We start from the raw sequence: 23,109 nt of genomic DNA, 5'->3' as shown, positions 1-23,109 counted from the left end.
TACCCCGGTCGTGCGGCACGCCGCGCCGGGCAGACGGTCAATAACACCGGCGGGCGCTCATCCCTGAGCGCCCGCCGGCGACGGATCAGGCCGCCTAGTGTACGTCTTTCCAGTACTCCTTTTTCAAGAAGTAGGCGAGGATCGTGAAAATCCCCAGGAAAATCAGAACGTAAAGACCAATACGCTGACGGTCCAGCTGCATCGGCTCGCCCATGTAGGAGAGGTAGGTGACGATGTCGCGCACCGCCCGGTCATATTCGCTGGGCGTCATTTTGCCGGAGCGCACGAGCTCGATCCGCTCGTTGCCGTCGTCGTCAACCACCTTTTCCTGCCAGCCTTGCAGCTCCCAAAGCACGTGCGGCATGCCGACGTTGCTGAACACGGTGTTGTTCGCGCCCAGCGGACGCGACTCATCGATGTAGAAGCTCTTCAGGAAGGTGTAGACCCAGTCTTCACCATGGATTCGGGTGGTCATGGTCAGGTCCGGCGGGACCACACCAAAGGCCTCTTCGCCATAGTCATCGCTCATGGCGTTCTTCATCAGAGAGCCCACGCCGACCGGCTCGCCATCCTTATCGGTGATGAAGATAAAGTTGTCCTCAACCTGCTGCTCGGTCAGACCAATGTCTCGGCCTACACGGTTGTAACGCATGTATTCGGTCGAGTGACAGGCCATGCAGTAATTCATGAACAACGTGGCGCCGCGCTGCAGCGAAGCCTCGTTGGACACGTCGACATTGGCCTTTTGCAGGTCACCCGAGGCCGAGGCGGCGGAAGCCGCCGGCACGGTGAACAGGGCCGCAGCGGCCAGGAACGTAGTTGCAATCAGCGTTTTCATTACGAAGTCACCCTTTCCGGAACGGCACGGTCACGGCCCAGGCCACGCGCGAAGGCGGGGGCCACCATGGTCACGAACAGATACACGGTCGGAATCAACCAGGACCACATGATCAGACCCGCGTCACTCGGATCAAACCGCAGGATGTCGTAGATCGTGTAGATCCCGGCAACCACGGCGAATGCGATCAGGCTGAAGGCCACGGAACGTTCCTTGCTGAGGAACCACAGCAGGAAGAAGAACGCGAAGTAGACCGTCGAGAAGCGATAGCTCATCTCGCTTACCTCGGTGGTGGCCTGCTGGAGGCCCAGCCAACCCAGGATCACAAAGGCCACCACGAACACCGCCAGGTTGAACTTGGCCGCGAACGAGCGATAGCGCATCGACAGAACCGGGTTGCGATCCAGCCAGGGGATGAAGAACAGCATCACCACCGCAAGACCCATGGCAACCACACCCAGGAACGGATCGGGCACGGAGCGCAGCACCGAGTACATGGAGGTGAAATACCACACCGGCGGAATCAGGTCCGGCGTCACCAGCGGATCCGCCGGGATCATGTTATCCGGCTTCAGGAACAGACCGGCCCCGGTAGGGAAGAAGAACATGATCGCGGCGAACACCATCAGGAACACGCCGACACCCACCAGGTCCTTCACGGAGTAGTAGGGGTGGAACGGGATGCCATCCTTCGGGATGCCGTTCTCGTCCTTGGTGTCCTTGATGTTGATGCCATCCGGGTTGTTGGAACCCACTTCGTGCAGCGCAATGATGTGCGCGGCCACCAGCATGATCAGCACCAGCGGCAGGGCAATCACGTGCAGCGCGAAGAAGCGGTTCAAGGTCGCGTCGGACAGCAGGAAGTCACCGCGAATCCAGGTGACCAGGTCCGGCCCGATATACGGGATGGTCTGGAACAGGTTCACGATGACCTGCGCACCCCAGTAGGACATCTGACCCCACGGCAGCAGGTAGCCGGCGAAGGCCTCGGCCATCAGCACCAGGTAGATCAGCACACCAAAGATCCAGATCAGCTCGCGCGGCTTCTTGTAGGAGCCGTACAGGAGCGCCCGGAACATGTGCAGATAGACCACCACGAAGAACAGGGAGGCGCCCGTGGAGTGCATGTAGCGAATCAGCCAACCCCACTCCACATCACGCATGATGTACTCGACCGACGCGAAGGCGAGCTCGGCGTCAGGCTTGTAGAACATGGTCAGGAAGATGCCGGATACGATCTGGATGACCAGCACCAGCAGGGCCAGGGAACCGAAGAAGTACCAGAAGTTGAAGTTCTTCGGTGCGTAATACTGCGCCAGATGCTCGTTCCACATCTGGGAAAGCGGGAAGCGGGCGTCGACCCAGCCCAGAACACCGCCCTGGATCTTGGTATCAGGATTGCTGGCCATTAGATCGCCTCCCCGTCTTCATCTTCGCCAATGACAAGCACGGTGTCGGTCCGATACATGTGCCGCGGGATCACAAGGTTGGTCGCTGCGGGCATGTTGCGGTAGACGCGACCAGCCAGGTCGAAACGCGAGCCGTGGCAGCCGCACAGCCAGCCGCCCTGCCAGTCGGAACCCATCTCGGGGTCGCCGATCTCCGGGCGGTAGCTCGGCGAGCAGCCCAGATGGGTGCAGATGCCGATGACCACCAGGAACTCCTCCTCGCGCGAACGGTGTTCGTTTTGCGCATATTCCGGCTGCTGGCTTTCCACTTCGGAATCCGGATCACGCAGGCGATCCCTGATCTCGGACAAACCGGCAATCATCTCGTCGGTGCGCCGCACCACCCAGATCGGCTGACCGCGCCACTCGACGCTGACACGCTGACCCGGCTCGATGGCGGACACGTCGAACTCGACAGGGGCCCCAGCTGCCTGAGCGCGCGCGCTGGGCTGCAAGGACGCCAGGAACGGGGCCGCGACTGCGGCGACCCCGGCTCCGCCTACGACGGATGTCGCGGCGACGAGGAACCGGCGACGGCCTCGGTTTACGCCTTGGTTTGCCATGTTTGTCTCTCCAAACAACGTGTTGAAATCGTGTTCCCGCGACCGCACAACGAAGGCGCAGCCAGCGCGCGAACGCCCGGGGCGATGCGCGCGAATACCCATCTGGGCGGGCTGTAAAATCCGATAGAATTCCCGAACACGCTAATAAGGTCAAGTAGATTACTGCCTTAAGACCGAGCGCGGCACTCGGAGACAGCACAACCACTTAAACATAAGCGATTGATGATAGAAGACTAATCCGAGCCACACCCACGAACGCTCAAATGCCCCGAATCGGAACACCCCGCACCGCGGGAGGGCGGCGCCGGACGATCCTGGGAAAACGAATCCCTGATACCCGGCGATCAGGCCGGGTTATCAATCTCGATAAACTGGTGATGGACCCCGAAACGGTCGGCGCACCACTGCCCCAGGGCGGGTGCCCCATAGCGCTCGGTGGCATGATGCCCCGCTGCGAAATAATGCACCCCCAATTCGCGCGCCTCGTGGGTAGTCTGCTCGGAAATCTCGCCACTGATGTAGGCATCCACCCCCAGCGCCGCCGCCTCGGTCAGCAGCGACTGGGCGCCACCGGTGCACCAGGCAATGCGCCGAATCGAGTGGTCACCCGCCTCCACACACAACGCCTCGCGCCCTAGCACCTGACTGATGTGAATCCGCATCGCATCGGCCGACATCGACTGCGCCGGGGTTCCGACCTGTCCCACCCCGTCCTCACGCAAGGCCCCGTCAATGGAGAAGCCCAGTCGACGGGCCAGCTGCGTGTTATTTCCAAGCTCCGGGTGGGCATCCAGCGGCAGGTGATAGGCCACCAGATTGATCTCGTGTGCGAGCAACTGGCGCATGCGCTCGCGCTTCATGCCGGTCACCGGCTGCGGCTCGCCTTTCCAGAAGTAGCCATGGTGCACCAGGAGCATGTCCGCATCCGCTTCCACGGCCGCTTCCACCATGGCCAGCGAAGCGGTCACCCCGCTCACGATCGAACGGATCTCGCGGCGCCCCTCCACCTGGAGCCCGTTCGGGCAGTAATCATGGAAGCGTTCCGGCTGGAGCTCCGCATCCAGTGCCTGCATCAGTTCTTCGCGATCGACCACGACGGGATCCTCTCTTGATTGTTCGCACGCAATAGTGACTCGAGCGCGAGTGTGTACAGTGATCAGTGTTTCCTTAATCTATGTTTCGGTATATTCAGTCTATGGTGAATTTCTCTCGCTTCCTGCTGCAAGCCGCGCTGACCGGGGTCGCCCTGGCCGTGGTGATCGCCGTGTTCTTTCCCGACATCCTCAACCGCGGCGACGAGGCTTCGCTACAGGTCACGGAAACCGTCGGCGAATCGACCTCGGCCGCCGCCCCCGTGAGCTACGCAGAGGGCGTGCGCCGCGCCGCGCCGGCGGTGGTCAACATCATGACCTCGCGCACCATCGACAGGCCCACGGGCTTCGGCCTCCACGAGTTCTTTGGCCAGCCACTGCCACCCGACGAACGCGAGCAGTCCAGCCTCGGCTCCGGGGTCATCATGACCGATCAGGGGCACATCCTCACCAATCACCACGTGATCGAGGAGGCGGATGCCATCGCGATCATGCTGCCCGACGGTACCGCACACCCTGCGGAGATCATCGGCATCGATGCCGACACCGACCTGGCCGTGCTTCGGGTGCGCGTGCCGGACCTGGCGGTCGCGACGCTGGGGCACTCCCGCGACCTGCAGGTGGGGGATGTGGTCCTGGCCATTGGCAACCCGTTCGGCGTAGGTCAGACCGTTACCCAGGGCATCGTCTCGGCAACCGGGCGCAACCAGCTCGGCATCAACACCTTCGAGGACTTCATCCAGACCGATGCGGCCATCAACCCCGGCAACTCCGGCGGCGCGCTGATCAACGCCGGCGGCGAGGTCATCGGCATCAACACCGCGATCTTCTCGCGCTCCGGCGGCTCGCACGGCATCGGCTTCGCCATCCCCGTGGACCTCGCCCGCAGCGTGATGACGGAAATCATCGAACAGGGCTATGTGGCCCGCGGCTGGCTCGGCATCGAGGTTCAGGCCATGAACCGCGAGCTGGCCGAATCCTTTGGCCTGGACGCCCCGCGCGGCGTGCTCGTCGCCGGCATCCTGCGCGAAGGACCCGCCGAAGAGGCGGGCATCCGACCGGGCGACATCATCACCCATCTCGACGGCAACAGCGTCAATACCCCGCGCGAGGCCCTGAACGTGATCGCCCGGACCACCCCCGGCGAAGCACTCGACATCCGTATCCAGCGCGACGACGAGTCCCAGGAGTTGGCCGCCACAGTCGCCCAACGCCCGATCTGACCCACGAAACAGACAGGCCAGTCCCCACTACTAAAGAGACTGGCCTCAGTTGCGCCACCGAAGACCCCATTCCGAATCTTCCTACAGGAGCCCGCTCGCAGGCGAAACCCCGCCAGAGTCAGACCCGCTTAGAGCATTCGCCTGCAACCAGGCTCCCACAAGGACCCCGGGTCAACAGACGCCTAGTCGGCGAGGGCGCGCTCGATCACGTCGCGCAGGTCGCGCGACAGTTCGAGCGCGGCGAGGCGCTCGAGTTCCGCGCGCATCTGTTCGCCGCGAACGCTGTCCACCTTTTGCCAGCGGGTCAGCGGCTGGGCCAGGCGCGCGGCGGTCTGCGGGTTCATCGTATCCAGCTTCTCGACGAAGCCGCCCATGCGGCGGTAGCCCGTGCCGTCTTCCTGGTGGAAATGGCGTTCGTTGCGCGCCATAAACGGTCCCAGCACCGCACGCACCCGGTTCGGGTTGGTCCAGCGGAACCCGGGGTGCTCCAGCAGCGCCTCCAGGCGCTCGAAGCCGCCGGGGACCTGGCTGCCGGCCTGCAGACCGAAGTACTTGTCCAGCACCAGCGGGTCGTCGCGGTAGCGCTGCTCGAAGTCCGTCAGCAGCACCTGGCGGGCCTCGTGATCCAGCTCGTTCACTGCATTCAGCGCGCCCATGCGCATGGTCATGCTGCGCGCCTTCTGATACTGCGCCAGGGCCTCGGGCACTGCGGCCTGGTCACCGGCGGCCACACGCAGCGCCAGCAGGCGGTTGCGCAGCTGGCGTAGGCCCATCGCCTCGGCGGTGAAGGCACCGTTGTCCACGTCGTCCAGCTTCGGCTGGATCGGCTGCATCGCACCGGTCAGCGGGGCATAGAGACGCTTCTCCAGGTCGTCACGCTCCATGCGCAGGCGCACCGGATCAACGCGCTCGAACAACTCGGCCAGCTCGCGCGTGGGAGGCAACTGCAGGATGGTCGCCAGCAGCACCGGCTCGATCGCCGGATCCTCGATCAGGGCATGCAGGGCGTGCTCAATGGCGGCCTCCAGCGCGGAGTCGGCAGCGTCATGTTCGATACGGGCACGGATCGCGCGGCGGAACAGGGTCTGCGCGGCCTCCCAGCGGGCGAAGGCGTCATCGTCATGCGCCAGAAGGTGGGCCAGTTCGTCCACGCCCTGGTTGGCGTTCAGGATCACTGGCGCGGAGAAGCCGCGCAGCCAGGAGATCGCGGCCACCTCGGCGGACAGTTCCTCGAAGCAGAAGGTGTGCTCGGCGGCGTCCAGCTCCAGCACCCATTCGTCGCGCGCGGCGTCGTCGCCTTCCCGGCGCGCGCGGATGCGCTGGCCGTTGGCACCGAGAAAGGCCATGCGCATCGGGATCACCACCGGCTCCTTGTGCGCCTGCCCCGGGGTCGCCGGGGTCTCCTGCGAGAGCGTGATGCGGGCCGGGCCGCCCGGGCCGTCGAACGCAGTGCCTGCGGTCACATGCGGCGTGCCGGCCTGGGTGTACCAGCGCTTGAAGCGGGAGAGATCGCGCCCGCTGGCCTCGGCCATCACCGCGACAAAGTCGTCCGTCGTCACCGCCTGGCCGTCGAAGCGCTCGAAGTAGAGGTCCAGCCCGCGACGGAAAGTCTCGCGGCCGATCAGGGTGCGCAGCATGCGGATCAGCTCCGCGCCCTTCTCGTAGACGGTCAGGGTGTAGAAGTTGTTGATCTCGGCGTAGTGATCCGGGCGCACCGGGTGCGCCAGCGGGCCCGCATCCTCCGGGAACTGGAAGGCGCGCAGCATGGCGACATCGTCGATGCGCTTGACGCCGAACAGGGTGCAGTCGGTGGTGAACTCCTGGTCGCGGAAGACCGTGAGCCCTTCCTTCAGCGACAGCTGGAACCAGTCGCGGCAAGTCACGCGGTTGCCCGACCAGTTGTGGAAATACTCGTGGGCGATCACCGACTCGATGGCGACAAAGTCGCTGTCGGTGGCAGTGTCGGGGCTGGCCAGCACGTACTTGGCGTTGAACAGGTTCAGCCCCTTGTTCTCCATCGCCCCCATGTTGAAGTCGTCGACCGCGACGATCATGTACACGTCCAGATCGTATTCGCGGCCGAAGGCCTCCTCGTCATAGCGCATCGCGCGCTTCAGCGAGGCCAGCGCATGGTCGCAGCGATCGGCGTTGTGCGCCTCCACAAACAGCTCCAGCGCGACCTCGCGCCCGGACATGGTGGTGAAGGTGTCGCGCTGGCAGGCCAGATCCCCGGCGACCAGCGCAAACAGGTACGACGGCTTGGGGAACGGGTCCTCCCACACCGCGTAGTGGCGCCCGCCGTCCAGCTCGCCGGCCTCCACGCGGTTGCCGTTGGCCAGCAGCACTGGGTACTGCGCCCGGTCCGCTTCCAGGCGCACGCGGTAGGTGGTCAGCACATCCGGACGATCGGGGAAGAACGTGATGCGGCGAAAGCCCTCCGGCTCGCACTGGGTACACAGCATGCCGCTGGAGGCGTACAGGCCTTCCAATGCGGTGTTCTGCTCCGGGTGGCAGCGGCTGACAATCTCGAGCCGCACCGCCTCCGGCAAGCCGTGCAGCAGCAGGCCCTCGGCATCCTGCTCCAGCAGGCCCTCGCCCGGCTGCGCCCCATCCACGGTCAGCGACACCAGCTCGACGCCATCGCCGTAGAGCCGCAGCGCCCCGTTCGGCTCCGCCGCCTGCGGATTGCGCCGTACCGCCATGCGCGTGGTCACCTCGGTGGTCGCCGCCGCCAGATCAAAGTCCAACTCCAGGCTCTCCACCACAAACGCCGGCGGCTGGTAATCGCTCAGATAAACCGCCTGGGGACTCGCATCACGCATTCCAAACTCCAAATCATCAATAACCGTTCAACACGTATCACGCCCACGCGGTCCATACCCCAAACCCGGACAAGGACCCCGTCATTGCGAGGCCCCGCAGGGGCCGTGGCAACCTCCATCCGCACCCCCCCCACGCTTCTCCGCCCCGGCCCGGGCCACCCCCACAGATCGCCACGTCGCTACGCTCCTCGCGATGACGCCGATTATTCCCCCGTCATTGCGAGGCGCCGAAGGCGCCGCGGCAATCTCCCAAAGCTGGCAGAGCGATCGGCCCGCCCTCCGGGCCGGCCTGCGGCCGTTCAACGCGCTTCGCGCTTTTGTGCCACGTCGCTACGCTCCTCGCGATGACGCCGATTGTTCCCCCGTCATTGCGAGGAGCGCAGCGACGAAGCAATCTGCCGGCCCGAAACCACCGGAGCCCTCGAATCCACCGCGCTGCCAGCCGCAGGAGATTACTTCACCGCCTTCGGCGCCTCGCAATGACGGCGCCGGGGATCTGGCGCTGCGCGTCCAATCCGTTAGCATACCGCGCATGGAATGGATCGATATCTGCTTCAACGTCACCCACGAATCCTTCAACAAGGAACGCGACGAGGTCCTCGAACGCGCCCGCGAGGCCGGCGTGTCCTGGATGCTGATCACCGGCGCCGACGCCCACCAGAGCGAGAAATGCCTGGAGATCGCCGACCAGTACCCGGACTGCTGCCGCGCCACCCTGGGCGTGCACCCGCACCTGGCCAAACAGTGGACCGATGCGATCGCCGCCCGGTTCAGTGACCTCGCCCGCGCGGACGCCAACGTCGTCGCCATGGGCGAGATGGGGCTGGACTACAACCGCGACCACTCGCCGCGCCCGCAGCAGCGCATCGCCTTCGAGGCCCAGCTGGAGCTGGCCGCCGATCTCGGCCTGCCGGTATTCCTGCACGAGCGCGACGCCCACCACGACTTCGCCCAGATCCTGCGCCGCTGGCGCGACAAGCTGCCGGCCGCCGTGGTGCACTGCTTCACCGGCGAGGCTGACGCCCTGGCCGAATACCTCGATCTCGACTGCCACATCGGCATCACCGGCTGGGTCTGCGACGAGCGCCGCGGCACCCACCTGCACCCGCTGGTCCCGCGCATCCCGCGCGGCCGCCTGATGATCGAGACCGACGCCCCCTACCTCCTGCCGCGCACCCTGCCCAAGGGCTCCGGCAAGAAGCTCGGCAACGGCCGGCGCAACGAACCCGCCTTCCTCCCCCACATCGGCGAATACGTCGCCCAACTCCGCGACGAAACACCGGAGGAACTCGCAGCCCACACCACCGCCACCGCCCGCGCCTTCTACAACCTCCCGGAAACCACCGACGCCTGACCTTTTATCGGAGCCCAACGCACCCGGGCCTCGTCAGCCAGGGCATCCCTTATATCCGCGCCCCTGGGGACGCACTAGAATCCCGTGAAGAAAACCGGGCGGCCTTGGGAAACTGGCCGCCCAATGGCTCAGCGACCCGCGGATCTTGCCAGAGGCTTCCAAAGTTCCCACGGGGGTCGCCATACCCAGCCCCGGGGACGATGCCGTAGGATGGTTCGCCTACGACATTTTCGCTGGGAGACGGAACATGAAGACTTCGCTGATTCTGACGCTGGTCGGGCCGGACCGGCCGGGGCTGGTGAGCGCAGTTGCCGCGCGGGCGCGCACGGCGGGCGGCAACTGGCTGGAGAGCCGGATGGCGCAGCTGGCCGGGCAGTTCGCGGGGGTCGTGTTACTGGAAGCCGAAGCGGAGGCCGTCGAGGGGCTGGAAGCAGCCCTGCGTGAGCTGGAGGGCGAGGGTCTTCAAGTCCACATTCAGCGCGGGAGTGAACTGCCGGCGCCGACCCGGCACCGCGTACGGCTGGATCTGATGGGGCATGACCATCCAGGCATTGTGCAGGACATTACGGCCGTCCTGTCTCGCCACGGCGTCAGTGTCGAGACGCTGGATACAGCCTGCGAGCCGGGTTCCATGACCGGAGAGCCGATGTTTCGCGCCCAGGCCGAGCTGGGTGTCCCAGACGACGTGGACCTGGATACCCTGCAAGACGACCTTGAGGCCCTGGCCAACGAGCTGATGGTCGATCTGGAACTCCACGACCCGCAGCGTGAGCCTGCCGAAGTCGTAGCCTGAGCCCTCAGTCGTGCGGGATCAGGTCTGGCCGTGGGGCGCAACACCCTCAAGAGTAGGCAGTTCGGCGAGCCGCTGAATCGTGGCCGCAGGCTCCACGCCCCAGGGATCGAATAGCCCCTGTCCCGGGCGGTCGAGCCACACCGTCTGCATGCCCACCGCCTGCGCGCCGATCACGTCGAACGGATTTCCGGATATCAGCCAGGCCTCGGTCACCGGCACGTTCGCGCGCTGCAGGAAGTGACGGTACACCACCGGGTCCGGCTTGAAGCGCCCAATCTCATCCACGCAAACCATATCCGCGAAGTACGTGTCCAGTTCGGCTTGGCGCAGCAGGCCGCTGACCGTCTCCGCGGTTCCGTTGGAGAAGGCGAACAACCGATGGCCGGCCGCGCGCAGTGCCTCCAGCGCCGGGGCCGCGTCATCAAAAGCCGGGAGCGGGCGATAGCGCTCCAGCAACTCCGCCTCCTGCTCCGCGCTTAACGTTATGCCCTGGGCCGCACAGCAATACTGCAGCGCCTGCTCGGTGCAAACATCGAAGTCCGCATACGCGCCCATTAGCCCGCGGCGAAACGTGTACTCCAGCTGCTTTTCTCGCCAGGCGCGCGCGAGCGCCGGGGCCTGCTCCCCGATCCAGGCCTCGAGCGTCTCCGCAATCCTCTGCGGGTCGATCAGGGTCCCGTAGATATCGAACGCCAGCGTCTGTCGCATATCCCCCTCCCCATCTCTCTGAAGACGCGGCGCATCCCGCCCGCTGCATGCCGGTTCTGGACATCCTTGCCCGGCAGCGAAACACTGCGCACATCGAATCCAATTGTCGGGAACTATCCATGACCATGCAGGAAACCATCACCCGGAAGCTAGAGGAGCGCTTTGCGCCCGAGCACCTGGAGGTGGAAAACGAGAGCCATATGCACAACGTGCCGCCGGGCTCGGAGTCTCATTTCAAAGTCACCATCGTCGCGGATGCCTTTCGCGACCAGAAGCTGATCGCACGGCATCGGCTGGTGAACCAGGCACTGGCCGACGAGCTGTCCGGAGGTATTCACGCGCTCGCATTGCACACCCTGGACCCGGACCAGTGGTTCGAGCGTGCCGGCAAGGTCGCCGACTCCCCGCCCTGCATGGGTGGCGACGGCGGCAAGGCCTGATCCCTTGCCGCTAACCGAGATCCCCGCGCCCGAATCCGCCGTCGACCACATCCTGCGTGCCCGGCTGGAAGCGCCCGGGCTGATGGACCTGCTCGGCCAGATTGAGGCCAACCTGAACCCGGCGGCCAGCCACCCGCCGCTGCCGGGCGTATCCGAACACCTGGGGCCGGACCGCCATATCGTGCTGTGGCTGATCGACGGTTTTGCCACCCGCTATCGCCGCTACACGCCGCTTCTGGGCGCGGACTACGTAACCGACCTCGAGACCGTGTTCCCCAGCACCACGGCTACCGCGATCACCAGCATCCTGACCGGGCGCACGCCCGCGCAGCACGGCCTGCTCGGCTGGCACACCCGCCTGCCGTCCGCCGAACGCACGCTGACGGTGCTGATGGGCCAGGAGCGCGACGCCGAGGACCGCCCGGCCACGCTCGGCTACCGCGAGCTGACCGGCCGCGTACAGCCAGACCGCCTGGTCGACCGGCTCGGCTGCCACACCACCATGATCGGCCCGGACTGGATCGGCGGCACCCCGTACAACCGCATGATGAACAGCTCCGCCGCGTTCATCGGCTTCGAGGACCTGTCCGAACTGCCGGCGCGGGTGGCCGCGCACGTGAACGCGACCCCGGGGCCGCATTTCACCTACGTCTACTGGTCGGAGCTCGACCACCTGGGCCACCAATACGGCCCGGAAAGCCCGGAGGTGGAGCGCCACCTGAAGCAGCTGGACCTGGCCTACACCGCGACCTGCGCGCAGATCCAGCGCCCGGAAAGCGTGTTCCTGACCACCGCCGACCACGGCATGCGTACCATGGAACGCCGCCTGGACCTGCGCGAGCAACCGGCGGTGCAGGCCTGCCTGCGCCACCGCCTGACCGGCGAGCCACGTGCCGCCATCGCCCATGTGCGCGAAGGACGCGACACGGACTTCCTGACGGCCCTGGACGCCGCCTTCGGCGCGGACGTAGCCGCAGTCCCCGCCGCTGACTGGCTGGGGCCCGGCACGCTGGGCCTACCGCCGGGGCATCACCGTGAGCACCCCGAGCTGCGGGCACGCGCCGGCGACTACCTGCTGCTGCCCGCGGAGGACGCCTACCTGGTGGACCCGCCGGACGACGACGAGGGGCCGTTCTTCGTCGGCGCCCACGGCGGCCTGTCGCCGGAAGAGCGGCATATTCCCCTGTTTCTTCGGAATATCGGCCAGTCGCGGTAAACTGCCGGGTTCTGTGCCGGTCAAACGGGCTGGCGCTGGCTGAAACAAGACTGTCCCGAGATCCCATGAACGACACCGCCGACCAGACCTACAACAACGCCGCCCAGCACCTGATCGAGCTGGCGAACCGGCTTGCCGATGACGGCCAGGCCACTGAGACCGGCGACGTCGCCGACGGCCTGCTGGCCGGTGCCGTGCACTTCTGGCTGTACAGCCGCCAGCCCTGCGGCGATCCGTTGTGCGAGGACTGCGCCCCGTTCGCGGATGCCGAGAGCCGTCTGGCCATGCTGCACGAGCTGATCGACGAGCTGGCGCGCGACAGCGACTACTTCCACGCCACCACCGACACCACCGTCGGCCACGCCTGACCCGCTACGCCCGAGCCGATGCCGGTCACGCCCTTTCGCCCCGCGACCGATACCTGGTTCGGCGAGGCCTTCGGGCAGGCGACCGCGATCCAGTCGCGCGGCTGGCCCGCGATCCGGGGCGGCCGCCACTGCCTGCTGATCGCCCCCACCGGCAGCGGCAAGACCCTCGCCGCGTTCCTCAGTGCGATCGACCGCCTGACGGGTGAACCCGCGCCGGAGCCGCGTACCGGCTATTCGGTGCTCTACATCTCGCCGCTGAAGGCACTGGCCACCGACATCGAGCGCAACCTGCGCGCCCCCCTGACCGGCATTACCCAGACCGCCGCCCGGCTGAGCAAACCGGCGCGCGAGCCCACCGTACACATCCGCACCGGCGACACCCCGCAGGCCGAGCGCCGCGCCCAGGCGCGCGAACCCGGCGACATCCTGGTGACCACGCCGGAGTCGCTGTACCTGCTACTGGGCTCGAAGGCCGCCGAAAACCTCGAGTCCATCCACACGGTGATCATCGACGAGGTGCATGCGCTGGCCGGCAACAAGCGCGGCGCGCATCTCGCCCTGTCGCTGGAACGCCTGGCCGAACGCTGCGGCGAGGACCCGCAGCGCATCGGGCTTTCCGCCACCGTGCACCCGGTGGAGGTGGCGCGCGGCTTCCTCGGCGGCGACCGCGAGGTGGAGGTGATCGACGCCGCCGAGCCACCGCGCCTGGACCTGGAGATCCTCGCCCCCGAGGAGCCACCCGCCGAGCACGCAGAACCGACCATCGAAGGACCGGAGGCAAAGTGCCCTTCACCATCCGGCCCGATCCCGTCCGGCTCCATCCTCGGCGCGGTGTACAGCCAGGGCACCGGGCAGCTCCCCACCGCTGGCGGCGACCGCGCCGCACGCCTGGAGCCGCGCCTGCTGGCCACGATCCTCGAGCACCGCTCCACCATCGTGTTTGTGAACAGCCGCGGGCTGTGCGAGCGACTGGTCCAGCGCATCAACGGGGCCTGGCGCGAACAGCAGCCGGAGGACGCCGAACCGGTGGAGGACCTGGTCGCCGCCCACCACGGCAGCGTCTCGCACGAGCGCCGCGCCGAGATCGAGGGCCGGCTGAAGACCGGGCGCCTGCGCGGCATCGTCGCGACCAGCTCGCTGGAGCTGGGCATCGACATGGGCGCGGTGGATCTGGTGATCATGGTCGAATCCCCCGGTGCGGTCGCGCGTGGCCTGCAGCGCGCCGGGCGTGCCGGGCACGGGGTGGGCCAGGTCTCGCGCTCGCTGCTGCTGCCACGCTTTCGCGGCGACCTGCTCGAATGCGCGGTGATCGGCGAGCGCATGCAGGCCGGCGCGCTGGAACCGATCCATGCCCCGCACAACCCGCTGGACGTGCTGGCCCAGCAGCTCGTCGCGATGGTCTGCGAACGCCCGCGCACGGTGGACGAGCTGCACGCGCTGGTCCGCCGCGCCGCGCCCTGGCGCGAGCTGTCGCGGGCGCTGCTCGAGGCCACGCTGGACATGCTCTCCGGCCATTACCCCAGCACCGACTTCGCCGACCTGCGCCCCTGGCTCGCCTGGGACCGCGCCCGCGACGAACTGACCCCGCGCCGGGGGGCGGCACTGGCCGCGCGCCTGAACGCCGGGACCATCCCCGACCGTGGGCTGTACGGCGTGCATGTTGGCGAGGGCGGGCCGCGCATCGGCGAGCTGGACGAGGAGATGGTGTTCGAGCTGAAGACCGGCGAGAACGTGACCCTGGGTGCGAGCACCTGGCATGTGGAGGCGATCACCCGTGACCGGGTGCTGGTCTCCCCCGCCCCCGGCGAGGTCGGCAAGCTGCCGTTCTGGCATGGCGACGGCCCCGGCCGCCCGATCCAGCTCGGCCAGGCCATCGGCGCCGCCACCGAGCGCCTGGCACGCATGGGCCGGGCCGAGCGCACGGCCTGGCTCAGGGAACACGCGCCACTGTCGGAGGCGGCGGTGGAGACCCTCAGCGACTACATCGACGAGCAGCGCGAGGCCACCGGGCAGCTGCCCTCCGACCAGCGCATTGTGGTCGAGCGCTTCCGCGACGAGGTCGGCGACTGGCGCGTCTGCATCCTGACCCCGTTCGGCGCGCGCGTGCACGCCCCCTGGGCGCTGGCCCTGCAGGGCGCGCTGACCAGCCGCTCCGGCTTCGAGGTGCAGGTGATGTACACCGACGATGGCATCGTGCTGCGCCTGGCCGACAGCGAGGACCTGCCCGAGCTGGACAGCCTGTTCCCCGACCCGGAGGAGCTGGAGGAGGCGGTCACCCGCGAGCTGGGCAACTCCACGCTGTTCGCCAGCGCCTTTCGCGAGAACGCGGCACGCGCCCTGCTGCTGGTACGCAACCGCCCCGGCCAGCGCACCCCGCTGTGGGCGCAGCGCCTGAAGTCGCAGCAGCTGCTGGCCTCGGTGCGCGAGTACGCGAGCTTCCCGGTGGTGCTGGAGACCTACCGCCAGGTGCTGGCCGACGTGTTCGACCTGGACGCCCTGCGCCAGATCCTGCGCGGCGTGCAGGAACGCCGCATCCGCGTGCACGAGGTGGAGACGCCGCAGGCCTCCCCGTTCGCCCGCAGCCTGGTGTTCGCCTATGTCGCGGCCTACATCTACGAGCAGGACGCGCCGATGGCCGAGCGCAAGGCCCAGGCGCTCACGCTCGACCGCGGCATGCTGGCCGAACTGCTGGGCCAGGCCGAGCTGCGCGAACTGATCGACCCCGAGGCCCTGGCCGAGCTGGAGGCCGAGCTGGCGCACGCCACCGAGGCGACCCGGGTGCCGGACGCCGACGCCCTGCACGACCTGCTGCGCCGGCGCGGGGACCAGACCCCGGACGAGGTCGCGGCCGCCTGCGCCGAGGCACCGGGGCCGTGGCTGGAACAGCTCGCCCGGTCCCTGCGCGCGGTGGAGGTGCGCATCGCCGGCGAGTCGCGCTGGATCGCGGCCGAGGACGCCGCGCTGTACCGCGATGCCCTCGGCGTGGTGCCCCCGCCCGGCCTGCCCGCCGCCTTCCTGGAACCGCCGCAGCGCCCGCTGGAACAGCTGCTGCGCCGCTACGCCCGTACCCACGGACCTTTCCGCAACGAGGACCTGGGCGCTCGCTACGGCCTCGCGCCGGGCGCACTGCTGCCGGCGCTCGAGAGCCTGGAACGTGCCGGCGTGCTGCTGCGCGGCGAGATCCGCCCGCAGGGCACGGGCGAGGACTGGTGCGAACTGGACATCCTGCGGCGACTGAAGCGCCGCACCCTGGCGCGGCTGCGCGACGAGGCTGCGGCAGTGGACGCCCGTGCACTCGGTCGCTTCCTGCCCGCCTGGCAGGGCCTGACCGAACCCGGACGCGGGGCCGGCGCCCTGCGCGACACGCTGACCCAACTGGAGGGCATCGCCCTGCCCTGGTCCGCCTGGACCGCCCATGTGCTGCCGATGCGGGTGCGCGACTTCTCGCTGGATGCGCTCGACCGCATCACCGCCTCCGGGGAGTTCGTCTGGGTGGGCAGTGGTGCGCTGGGCCAGCGCGACGGGCGCATCCGCTTCCTGCGCCGCGAACAGGCGATGGTGCTGCTGGAACCGGAGGCCGATGCCGCGGATACCCCCGCCCGCGACGACCCGCTGGCGCAGGCGATCCTGGAGGCCCTGGACCGGCGCGGCGCCTGCTTCTACCTGGAGCTGGAACGCGCGGCCCGCAGCGCACAGCCGGATGCCCGCCAGGACGCGATCGAAACCGCGATCTGGGACCTGGTCTGGGCCGGGCAGATCACCAATGACACCTTCGCGCCGCTGCGCAGCCTGGGCCAGCGCAGGACCTCCGCGCGCGGCCGGCGACGCCCGGGACAGGGTCTGGCCGGCGGGCGCTGGTCACGGGTCGCCGAGCTGATCGACCCCGGCGTGTCGCTGACCGAGCGCGCCCGCGAACAGGCCGAGAACCTGCTGGCCCGCTACGGTGTGGTCAGCCGCGAGATGGCCCGCGCCGAGGGCCTGCCGGGCGGCTTCGGGCGCGTGTATCCCGTCTACCGCGCGATGGAGGACACCGGCAAGCTGCGCCGCGGCCACTTCGTGGAGGGCCTGACTGGCGCGCAGTTCGCCCGCGCTGGCGCGGTGGACCGCCTGCGCGCCCTGGAACGCGCGGCCGACGACACCCCCGAACCGCAGTGGCTGGCAAGCGTCGACCCGGCCAGCCCCTGGGGCCAGCTCCTGCCCTGGCCGCAGCCGCCGGAAGCGGCCGAGGGCCGCCTGCGCCGGGTCGCCGGGGCGCTGGTAGCCCTGGCCGGCGGCCAGCCGCTGCTGTACCTGGCCGCCTCCGGTCGCCAACTGTTCGTCTGGGAGACCATCCCCGGCATCGACACCGGCGAGGCCCACGCGGCACTCGTCACCGAGGCAATTCGTCAGCTCGCCAGCAGCGCCTGGCTGCCGAAGCGCCGCGGCGTGACCATCGAGAGCATCAACGGTGAACCGGCGCGCCAGTCCCCGTTCTCCGCCGCCCTGCGCGCCGGCGGCGCACTGGGCGAGGTGCGCGGCCTGCGCCTGGAGCCACCCGCCGGCCGCCGCTAATCCGACCTGCGGGGCAAGGGCGAGGAAAGCCTTTTCACCACGGAGGGCACAGAGGACACGGAGAAGTTCAGGTCTCGGTTAACAGGAAGGTGAGAAGGCTGGAAGGAGAGCTTCGGGGGTGTGGCCGATTGGGCAGCATCCCGCCGCAGGGCGGCATTCGCATCCCCCCCCAGCCGGTAGGAGCCTGCTCGCAGGCGAAGCCCCTGCCCACGGTGATGCGACCAGGAAGGTGTCAGGTGGAGAGGGCCTGCCCCAGCGCCGCCAGGAAGGCGTCGTTTTCGTCGGGGCGCCCGACCGTGACGCGAAGGCAGTCGGCAAGCAGGGGATGCGCGCGGCCGACGTCCTTGATCAGGATGCCGGCGTCGCGCAGGGCGGCGAAGCTCGCATGCCCGTGTCCCTCGCGCACCCGGAAGAGGATGAAGTTCGCCTGGCTGGGAAAGACCTGTTCGACGCCCGTCGTGGCCGCCAGACGCTCGCCCAGGCGATCGCGTTCGTCGATGACCCCCCGCGCCTGGGCATCCAGTGCCTCGCGATGCTCCAGGGCGAAGGCGACGGAGCGCTGGGTCAGGGTGTTGATGTTGTACGGCAGGCGCAGCCGGTCCAGCGCGTCGATCCAGGCCGGGGTGCCGGCCAGATAGCCGAGCCGCGCGCCGGCCAGCCCCAGCTTGGAGACCGTGCGCATCACCATCAGGCCGTCGTCCGCGCCAACCCGCGAGAGGAAGCTGTGGGCAGCGAACGGGGCATAGGCCTCATCGACCACGGTAACCCCCGGATTCGCGTCGACGACCGCCTCCACCGTCGCGGCGTCGTCCAGCGTCCCGGTCGGGTTGTTGGGGTAGGCAAGGAACACCACGGCCGGGTTGTGCTCGGCCATCGCCTCGCGCATCGCCGCGAGGTCCAGGGTGAAGTCCGCGTTCAGGGGCACGCCGACGAACCGCACCCCCAGCGCCCGGGCCAGTACGCCGTACATCACGAAGGTCGGCTCCGGCGCCATCACCGGTCGGCCGGATCCGGCGATCGCCGTGACCAGGATCTGGATCAGCTCGTCGGAGCCGTTGCCGAACATCAGCCCGGCGGCCTCGGGCACACCGTGGGCGGCGCGCACCTGTTCAGCCAGATCGCGGGCCTGTGCATCCGGGTAGCGGTTCAGTTGCGGGTCGCGCAGGGCCTCCAGCCAGGCGTCTTCCAGCGCGCCGGGCCAGGGGTGCGGGTTCTCCATCGCGTCCAGCTTGATCAGGCCGGTTGCGTCGGCCACCTGATAGGCGGGCTGAGCCAGCACCTCCGGGCGCATCAGGGCGTCCGGGGTTCGTGTCGAGCGTGCGGTCATCGACTGCGCAGTTCGGCGGAACGCGCGTGCGCGGTCAGGCCCTCGCCGTGCGCCAGCGCAGCGGCGGTCGTGCCGAGCTTCGCCGCGCCCTCGGCCGAGCAGTGGATGATGCTCGAACGCTTCTGGAAGTCGTACACCCCCAGCGGCGAGGAGAAGCGCGCGGTGCGCGAGGTCGGCAGCACGTGGTTGGGCCCGGCGCAGTAGTCGCCCAGGGCCTCGGAGGTATAGCGGCCCATGAAGATTGCGCCGGCGTGGCGCAGGCCGGCGTCCAGCATGGCCTGCGGGTCGGCCACCGACAGCTCCAGGTGTTCCGGGGCGATGCGGTTGGCGACCGCAACAGCCTCGGCGGAGTCGCGTACCTTCACCAGCGCACCGCGCTTGTCGAGGCTGGTGCGGATGATCTCGGCGCGCGGCATCTCGGCCAGCAGGCGGTCCATGGCCTCGGCGACGCGATCGAGGAAGGCCGCATCCCAGGACAGCAGGATGGACTGGGCCTGCTCGTCATGCTCGGCCTGCGAGAACAGGTCGGCCGCGATCCAGTCCGGGTCGGTCTCGCCGTCGCAGACCACCAGGATCTCGGAGGGCCCGGCGATCATGTCGATGCCGACCGTGCCGAACACCTCGCGCTTGGCGGCCGCGACAAAGATGTTGCCCGGGCCAACGATCTTGTCGACCGCCGGGATAGTCTGGGTGCCGTAGGCAAGCGCTGCCACGGCCTGGGCGCCGCCCACGGTATAGACGCGATCCACGCCTGCCACCGCCGCGGCGGCCAGCACCAGGTCGTTCAGCTCGCCACCCGGGGCGGGGACCACCATCACCAGCAGTTCCACACCGGCGACCTTGGCCGGCACCGCATTCATCAGCACGGACGACGGATAGGCCGCCTTGCCGCCGGGGACATACAGCCCCACCGAATCCAGCGCAGTCACGCGCTGGCCGAGGACCGTGCCGTCCTCGTCGGTGAAGTCCCAGTCCTGCATCTTCTGGTGCTCGGCGTAGCGGCGGATCCGCGCCGCAGCGGTTTCCAGCGCCTTGCGCTGCCCCGCGGGAATGGACTCCAGCGCGGCCTTCAGGCGCTCCTGCGGGATCTCGAGATCGGAGACCGCGCTGCGGTCCAGACGATCGAACTTGGCCGTGTAGCGCAGCACCGCGGCATCGCCCTCCTCGCGCACCGCGGCGAGGATCTCGTCCACCGCATCCCGCACGCCGGAATCGGCTACGGATTCCCAGGACAACAGATCGGTCAGGGCACGGTCGAAACCGTCCTGCTGGGTGTCGAGACGGGCAATGGATGGCATGTTCGGATCCTCGGATCAGGCGGTAACAGTGGCCTTGCGGCGCACACGCACAGCATCGGCCAGCAGGCGCAGGGTAGCTTCACTGTCATCCCAGCCCATGCAGGCATCGGTAATGCTCTGGCCGTATTTCAGCGGCTTGCCGGGCAGGATGTCCTGGCGGCCGCCGGTCAGGTGGCTCTCCAGCATCACGCCCATGATGCGTCGGTCACCGCCGGCGATCTGTTCTCCCAGCACCCGTGCGACCTCGACCTGCTGTTGCGGATCCTTGCGGCTGTTCGCGTGGCTGCAGTCGACCATCACGTTCTCCGGCAGCTCGGCCATGCGCAGCTCCTTACAGGCCTGTTCGATGCTCTCGGCATCGTAGTTCGGCTGCTTGCCGCCGCGCAGGATGATGTGGCAGTCGTCGTTGCCGGTGGTGGAGAAGATCGCCGAGCGCCCGGCCTTGGTCACCGACAGGAAGTGGTGCGGACGCGAGGCGGAGCGGATGGCATCGATCGCCACCCGCAGGCTGCCGTCGGTGGAGTTCTTGAAGCCCACCGGGCAGGACAGCCCGGAGGCCAGCTCGCGGTGCACCTGGCTCTCGGTGGTGCGTGCGCCGATGGCCCCCCAGGCGACCAGGTCCGCGATGTACTGCGGGCTGATCAGGTCGAGGTACTCGGTGGCCGCCGGCATGCCCTTGACCGCCAGATCGCGCAGCAGCCCGCGCGCGACGCGCAGGCCCTTGTTGATGTGGAAGCTGCCGTCCAGGTCCGGGTCGTTGATCAGGCCCTTCCAGCCGACCGTGGTGCGCGGCTTCTCGAAGTACACCCGCATCACGATGTGCAGGGCGTCGGAGAGCTCCTCGCGCAGGGTCTTCAGGTGATCGGCATAGTCCAGCGCGGCATCCACGTCGTGGATCGAGCAGGGGCCGACGATCACCTGCAGGCGGTCGTCCTCGCCGTGCAGGATGCGGTGGCAGGCCTGGCGTGCCTCGAACACGGTATCGGCAGCCGCATCGGTGATCGGCAGCTCCTCGCGGACGGTGTCCGGGGCGGACACCTCCTGGATTTCGCGGATTCGGAGGTCGTCGGTATCGGCGGTCATGGTGTTCTCGGTTACGTCGTCGCGGGCGTGACGGCCTCCCGCAGGCCCTCGATGAGATTTTGAATGGTTCTATGTCGCATCTTCATGGCTGCCTGGTTCACGATCAACCGGGAACTAATAGGGGTAATCAGCTCCAGCGGCTCCAGACCATTGGCCTTGAGGGTGTTCCCGGTGTCGACCAGGTCCACGATGTAGTCGGCCAGACCGACCAGCGGCGCCAGTTCCATCGAGCCGTAGAGCTTGATGATCTCTACCTGACGGCCCTGCTGGGCGAAATAGTTCTGCGTGATGTTCACGAACTTGGTGGCGATGCGCAGGCGCTGCTGGGGGTCCGGCTGCTGGCCCGGGCGCCCCGCCAGCATCAGGCGGCACTGGGCGATGTGCAGGTCCAGCGGCTCGTACAGCCCGGCCGCCCCGTGTTCCATCAACACATCTTTGCCGGCCACGCCGATGGACGCCGCGCCGTGCTGCACGTAGGTGGGCACGTCGGTCGCGCGCACCACCACGATCTTCACGTCCTCGCGGTTGGTGTCGAGAATCAGCTTGCGCGTCTTGTCCGGGTCCTCCAGCAGTTCGATCCCCGCGCTGGAAAGCAGCGGCAGGGTATCCTTGAGGATACGACCCTTGGACAGGGCGATGGTCAGGGCGTTGGGATCCATCATGGGTCAGGCGTTCGTCCGGTTCCGTGTGAGTCGCGGTGTCAGACCGGCTCGCGACGAATGGTCGCGCCGATCTGGCTCAGTTTTTCCTCGATGCATTCGTAGCCACGATCGATGTGGTAGATGCGGTCCACCTCGGTCTCGCCTTCCGCCACCAGGCCGGCGATGATCAGGCTGGCCGAAGCGCGCAGGTCAGTCGCCATTACCGGCGCGCCGACCAGCTTTTCCACGCCCTCGACGATCGCGGTGTTGCCCTCGATGGTGATGTGCGCGCCCATGCGCTGCAGTTCGAGGGCGTGCATGAAGCGGTTCTCGAACACGGTCTCCACCACGGAGCCGGTGCCCTGGGCCACCGTATTCAGCACCATCATCTGCGCCTGCATGTCGGTCGGGAAGGCCGGGAACGGGGCGGTGCGCAGATTCACCGCCTTGGGCCGGCGTCCCTCCATATCCAGTTCGATCCAGTCCGGGCCGGTCTCGACCCGAGCGCCGGCCTCGACCAGCTTGGCCAGCACCGCGTCCAGCAACTCCGGACGGGTATTGCGACAGCGCACGCGCCCGCGGGTCACCGCGGCGGCGACCAGGAAGGTGCCAGTCTCGATACGATCCGGCATCACGTCGTATTCGCAACCGTGCAGGCGTTCCACGCCCTGCACCCGGATGGTGTCGGTGCCGGCGCCCTGGATCTTCGCCCCCATTGCGGTCAGGCAGTCTGCCAGATCGGTCACCTCCGGCTCGCGCGCGGCGTTCTCGATCAGGGTCTCGCCCTCGGCCAGGGTCGCGGCCATCAGCAGGTTCTCGGTACCGGTCACGGTGACCTGGTCGAAGACGATGCGCGCGCCCTTCAGGCGATCCGCGCGGGCATGGATATAGCCACCGTCAACATCAATCTCGGCACCCAGGGCCTCCAGGCCTCTCAGGTGCAGGTTCACCGGGCGCGAACCGATGGCGCAGCCGCCTGGCAACGAGACCTCGGCCTCGCCGAAGCGAGCCAGCAACGGCCCCAGAACCAGGATGGAGGCACGCATGGTCTTGACCAGGTCGTACGGGGCGACACACTGGGTCAGCGTGGTCGGATCGACCTCGATGCGCATGCGCTCGTTGACCGTCAAGCTCACGCCCATGCGGCCCAGCAGCTCCATGGTCGTGGTCACGTCCTGCAAGTGCGGGACGTTGCCAATGGTCATTGGCCCGTCCGCCAGCAAGGTGGCGGACAGGATCGGCAACACGGCGTTCTTGGCCCCGGAGATCCAGACCTGACCCTCGAGGGGTCCGCCTCCGGTAATGATCAACTTGTCCATGGGATGCCCGAATTCATCGCCCAACC

Annotated in this window: 18 protein-coding genes; 7 read left to right on the top strand and 11 right to left on the bottom strand. The window is 67.8% G+C overall.

Translation table 11 applies throughout. The annotated features are described in order from the left end of the window. Window positions 1-94 precede the first annotated feature (94 nt). The 4 genes from D002_RS0101830 to D002_RS0101815 all read right to left on the bottom strand — a co-directional run bounded on the left by D002_RS0101830 (window position 95) and on the right by D002_RS0101815 (window position 3,943). Window positions 95-838 carry a cytochrome c1 gene (locus D002_RS0101830; protein WP_018140209.1) on the bottom strand — a complete coding sequence of 248 codons (744 nt, stop codon included), beginning with the start codon at window positions 836-838 and terminating at the stop codon, window positions 95-97. Further along, entirely contained in the window at window positions 838-2,247 is a 1,410-nt protein-coding gene (locus D002_RS0101825; RefSeq protein WP_018140208.1) for a cytochrome b N-terminal domain-containing protein, read from the bottom strand. Before D002_RS0101825 ends, D002_RS0101830 begins: the two co-directional genes overlap by 1 nt. Then, entirely contained in the window at window positions 2,247-2,849 is a 603-nt protein-coding gene (gene petA, locus D002_RS0101820; RefSeq protein ID WP_026181447.1) for a ubiquinol-cytochrome c reductase iron-sulfur subunit, read from the bottom strand. The genes D002_RS0101825 and petA overlap by 1 nt, the downstream gene beginning before the upstream one ends. Window positions 2,850-3,193: 344 nt before the next feature. Continuing rightward, complete coding sequence (locus D002_RS0101815) at window positions 3,194-3,943, bottom strand: Nif3-like dinuclear metal center hexameric protein (protein WP_018140206.1); 750 nt, start codon at window positions 3,941-3,943, stop codon at window positions 3,194-3,196. 101 nt (window positions 3,944-4,044) lie between these two features. Between D002_RS0101815 and D002_RS0101810 the strand changes: the two genes are divergently transcribed. Continuing rightward, window positions 4,045-5,163: a S1C family serine protease gene (locus D002_RS0101810; RefSeq protein ID WP_026181446.1), complete on the top strand. Its 1,119-nt coding sequence runs from the start codon at window positions 4,045-4,047 to the stop codon at window positions 5,161-5,163. A gap of 182 nt (window positions 5,164-5,345) precedes the next feature. On the opposite strand, the gene pepN is transcribed toward D002_RS0101810, so the two are convergent. After that, window positions 5,346-7,985 (bottom strand): aminopeptidase N, encoded by a 2,640-nt coding sequence (gene pepN / locus D002_RS0101805; RefSeq protein WP_018140204.1) that lies wholly within the window; start codon window positions 7,983-7,985, stop codon window positions 5,346-5,348. Window positions 7,986-8,517: 532 nt separating this feature from the next. Between pepN and D002_RS0101800 the strand changes: the two genes are divergently transcribed. Further along, window positions 8,518-9,339, top strand: coding sequence for a TatD family hydrolase (locus D002_RS0101800; RefSeq protein WP_018140203.1), 822 nt, complete (start codon window positions 8,518-8,520; stop codon window positions 9,337-9,339). A gap of 247 nt (window positions 9,340-9,586) precedes the next feature. Further along, window positions 9,587-10,132 carry a glycine cleavage system protein R gene (locus D002_RS0101795; protein ID WP_018140202.1) on the top strand — a complete coding sequence of 182 codons (546 nt, stop codon included), beginning with the start codon at window positions 9,587-9,589 and terminating at the stop codon, window positions 10,130-10,132. 18 nt (window positions 10,133-10,150) lie between these two features. Here D002_RS0101795 and D002_RS0101790 read toward each other — a convergent pair whose 3' ends face one another. Next, window positions 10,151-10,840: a haloacid dehalogenase type II gene (locus D002_RS0101790; protein ID WP_018140201.1), complete on the bottom strand. Its 690-nt coding sequence runs from the start codon at window positions 10,838-10,840 to the stop codon at window positions 10,151-10,153. 119 nt (window positions 10,841-10,959) lie between these two features. On the opposite strand from D002_RS0101790, the gene D002_RS0101785 reads away from it, so the two are divergent. The 4 genes from D002_RS0101785 to D002_RS0101770 all read left to right on the top strand — a co-directional run bounded on the left by D002_RS0101785 (window position 10,960) and on the right by D002_RS0101770 (window position 17,415). Continuing rightward, window positions 10,960-11,280 carry a BolA family transcriptional regulator gene (locus D002_RS0101785; RefSeq protein WP_018140200.1) on the top strand — a complete coding sequence of 107 codons (321 nt, stop codon included), beginning with the start codon at window positions 10,960-10,962 and terminating at the stop codon, window positions 11,278-11,280. 82 nt (window positions 11,281-11,362) lie between these two features. Next, window positions 11,363-12,496, top strand: coding sequence for an alkaline phosphatase family protein (locus D002_RS0101780; protein ID WP_231362907.1), 1,134 nt, complete (start codon window positions 11,363-11,365; stop codon window positions 12,494-12,496). A 65-nt stretch (window positions 12,497-12,561) separates the two neighbouring features. After that, a complete protein-coding gene (locus D002_RS0101775) occupies window positions 12,562-12,864 on the top strand; it encodes a hypothetical protein (RefSeq protein WP_018138962.1) in 303 nt (100 codons plus the stop codon). 18 nt (window positions 12,865-12,882) lie between these two features. Continuing rightward, window positions 12,883-17,415, top strand: a complete 4,533-nt coding sequence (locus tag D002_RS0101770) for a DEAD/DEAH box helicase (protein WP_018140198.1) — start codon at window positions 12,883-12,885, stop codon at window positions 17,413-17,415. Window positions 17,416-17,647: 232 nt separating this feature from the next. Here the strand turns inward: D002_RS0101770 and hisC are convergent, their stop codons facing one another. Genes hisC through murA form a run of 5 tightly spaced genes read right to left on the bottom strand, consistent with a single transcriptional unit; the run spans window position 17,648 to window position 23,083 of the window. Further along, complete coding sequence (hisC, locus tag D002_RS0101765; RefSeq protein ID WP_026181445.1) at window positions 17,648-18,742, bottom strand: histidinol-phosphate transaminase; 1,095 nt, start codon at window positions 18,740-18,742, stop codon at window positions 17,648-17,650. Continuing rightward, on the bottom strand, window positions 18,739-20,040 hold the full coding sequence (hisD, locus tag D002_RS0101760; RefSeq protein ID WP_018140196.1) for a histidinol dehydrogenase: 1,302 nt from the start codon (window positions 20,038-20,040) through the stop codon (window positions 18,739-18,741). Before hisD ends, hisC begins: the two co-directional genes overlap by 4 nt. Before the next feature lie 15 nt (window positions 20,041-20,055). Beyond that, a complete protein-coding gene (locus D002_RS0101755) occupies window positions 20,056-21,123 on the bottom strand; it encodes a 3-deoxy-7-phosphoheptulonate synthase (protein ID WP_018140195.1) in 1,068 nt (355 codons plus the stop codon). 11 nt (window positions 21,124-21,134) lie between these two features. Beyond that, complete coding sequence (gene hisG / locus D002_RS0101750) at window positions 21,135-21,785, bottom strand: ATP phosphoribosyltransferase (protein WP_018140194.1); 651 nt, start codon at window positions 21,783-21,785, stop codon at window positions 21,135-21,137. Window positions 21,786-21,823: 38 nt separating this feature from the next. Continuing rightward, the gene (gene murA / locus D002_RS0101745; RefSeq protein ID WP_026181444.1) at window positions 21,824-23,083 is read right to left on the bottom strand and encodes a UDP-N-acetylglucosamine 1-carboxyvinyltransferase; all 1,260 of its coding nucleotides are present in this window, start codon (window positions 23,081-23,083) and stop codon (window positions 21,824-21,826) included. Window positions 23,084-23,109: the final 26 nt, after the last annotated feature.

Origin of the sequence: Thioalkalivibrio sp. ALJ7 (assembly GCF_000376865.1) — a bacterium.
Classification (GTDB): domain Bacteria; phylum Pseudomonadota; class Gammaproteobacteria; order Ectothiorhodospirales; family Ectothiorhodospiraceae; genus Thioalkalivibrio.
Note: the sequence above shows the minus strand (reverse complement) of the source record. Positions and strands in the feature narration are given on the sequence as shown.

What these genes read in the sequence shown, in the direction of transcription:
- petA (WP_026181447.1), bottom strand. Translation starts at nt 2,849, where the DNA reads ATGGCAAACCAAGGCGTAAACCGAGGCCGTCGCCGGTTCCTCGTCGCC.
- D002_RS0101755 (WP_018140195.1), bottom strand. Translation starts at nt 21,123, where the DNA reads ATGACCGCCGATACCGACGACCTCCGAATCCGCGAAATCCAGGAGGTG.
- D002_RS0101810 (WP_026181446.1), top strand. Translation starts at nt 4,045, where the DNA reads ATGGTGAATTTCTCTCGCTTCCTGCTGCAAGCCGCGCTGACCGGGGTC.
- D002_RS0101825 (WP_018140208.1), bottom strand. Translation starts at nt 2,247, where the DNA reads ATGGCCAGCAATCCTGATACCAAGATCCAGGGCGGTGTTCTGGGCTGG.
- murA (WP_026181444.1), bottom strand. Translation starts at nt 23,083, where the DNA reads ATGGACAAGTTGATCATTACCGGAGGCGGACCCCTCGAGGGTCAGGTC.
- hisG (WP_018140194.1), bottom strand. Translation starts at nt 21,785, where the DNA reads ATGATGGATCCCAACGCCCTGACCATCGCCCTGTCCAAGGGTCGTATC.
- D002_RS0101795 (WP_018140202.1), top strand. Translation starts at nt 9,587, where the DNA reads ATGAAGACTTCGCTGATTCTGACGCTGGTCGGGCCGGACCGGCCGGGG.
- D002_RS0101770 (WP_018140198.1), top strand. Translation starts at nt 12,883, where the DNA reads ATGCCGGTCACGCCCTTTCGCCCCGCGACCGATACCTGGTTCGGCGAG.
- D002_RS0101790 (WP_018140201.1), bottom strand. Translation starts at nt 10,840, where the DNA reads ATGCGACAGACGCTGGCGTTCGATATCTACGGGACCCTGATCGACCCG.
- pepN (WP_018140204.1), bottom strand. Translation starts at nt 7,985, where the DNA reads ATGCGTGATGCGAGTCCCCAGGCGGTTTATCTGAGCGATTACCAGCCG.
- D002_RS0101830 (WP_018140209.1), bottom strand. Translation starts at nt 838, where the DNA reads ATGAAAACGCTGATTGCAACTACGTTCCTGGCCGCTGCGGCCCTGTTC.
- D002_RS0101800 (WP_018140203.1), top strand. Translation starts at nt 8,518, where the DNA reads ATGGAATGGATCGATATCTGCTTCAACGTCACCCACGAATCCTTCAAC.
- hisC (WP_026181445.1), bottom strand. Translation starts at nt 18,742, where the DNA reads ATGACCGCACGCTCGACACGAACCCCGGACGCCCTGATGCGCCCGGAG.
- D002_RS0101775 (WP_018138962.1), top strand. Translation starts at nt 12,562, where the DNA reads ATGAACGACACCGCCGACCAGACCTACAACAACGCCGCCCAGCACCTG.
- hisD (WP_018140196.1), bottom strand. Translation starts at nt 20,040, where the DNA reads ATGCCATCCATTGCCCGTCTCGACACCCAGCAGGACGGTTTCGACCGT.
- D002_RS0101785 (WP_018140200.1), top strand. Translation starts at nt 10,960, where the DNA reads ATGACCATGCAGGAAACCATCACCCGGAAGCTAGAGGAGCGCTTTGCG.
- D002_RS0101780 (WP_231362907.1), top strand. Translation starts at nt 11,363, where the DNA reads ATGGACCTGCTCGGCCAGATTGAGGCCAACCTGAACCCGGCGGCCAGC.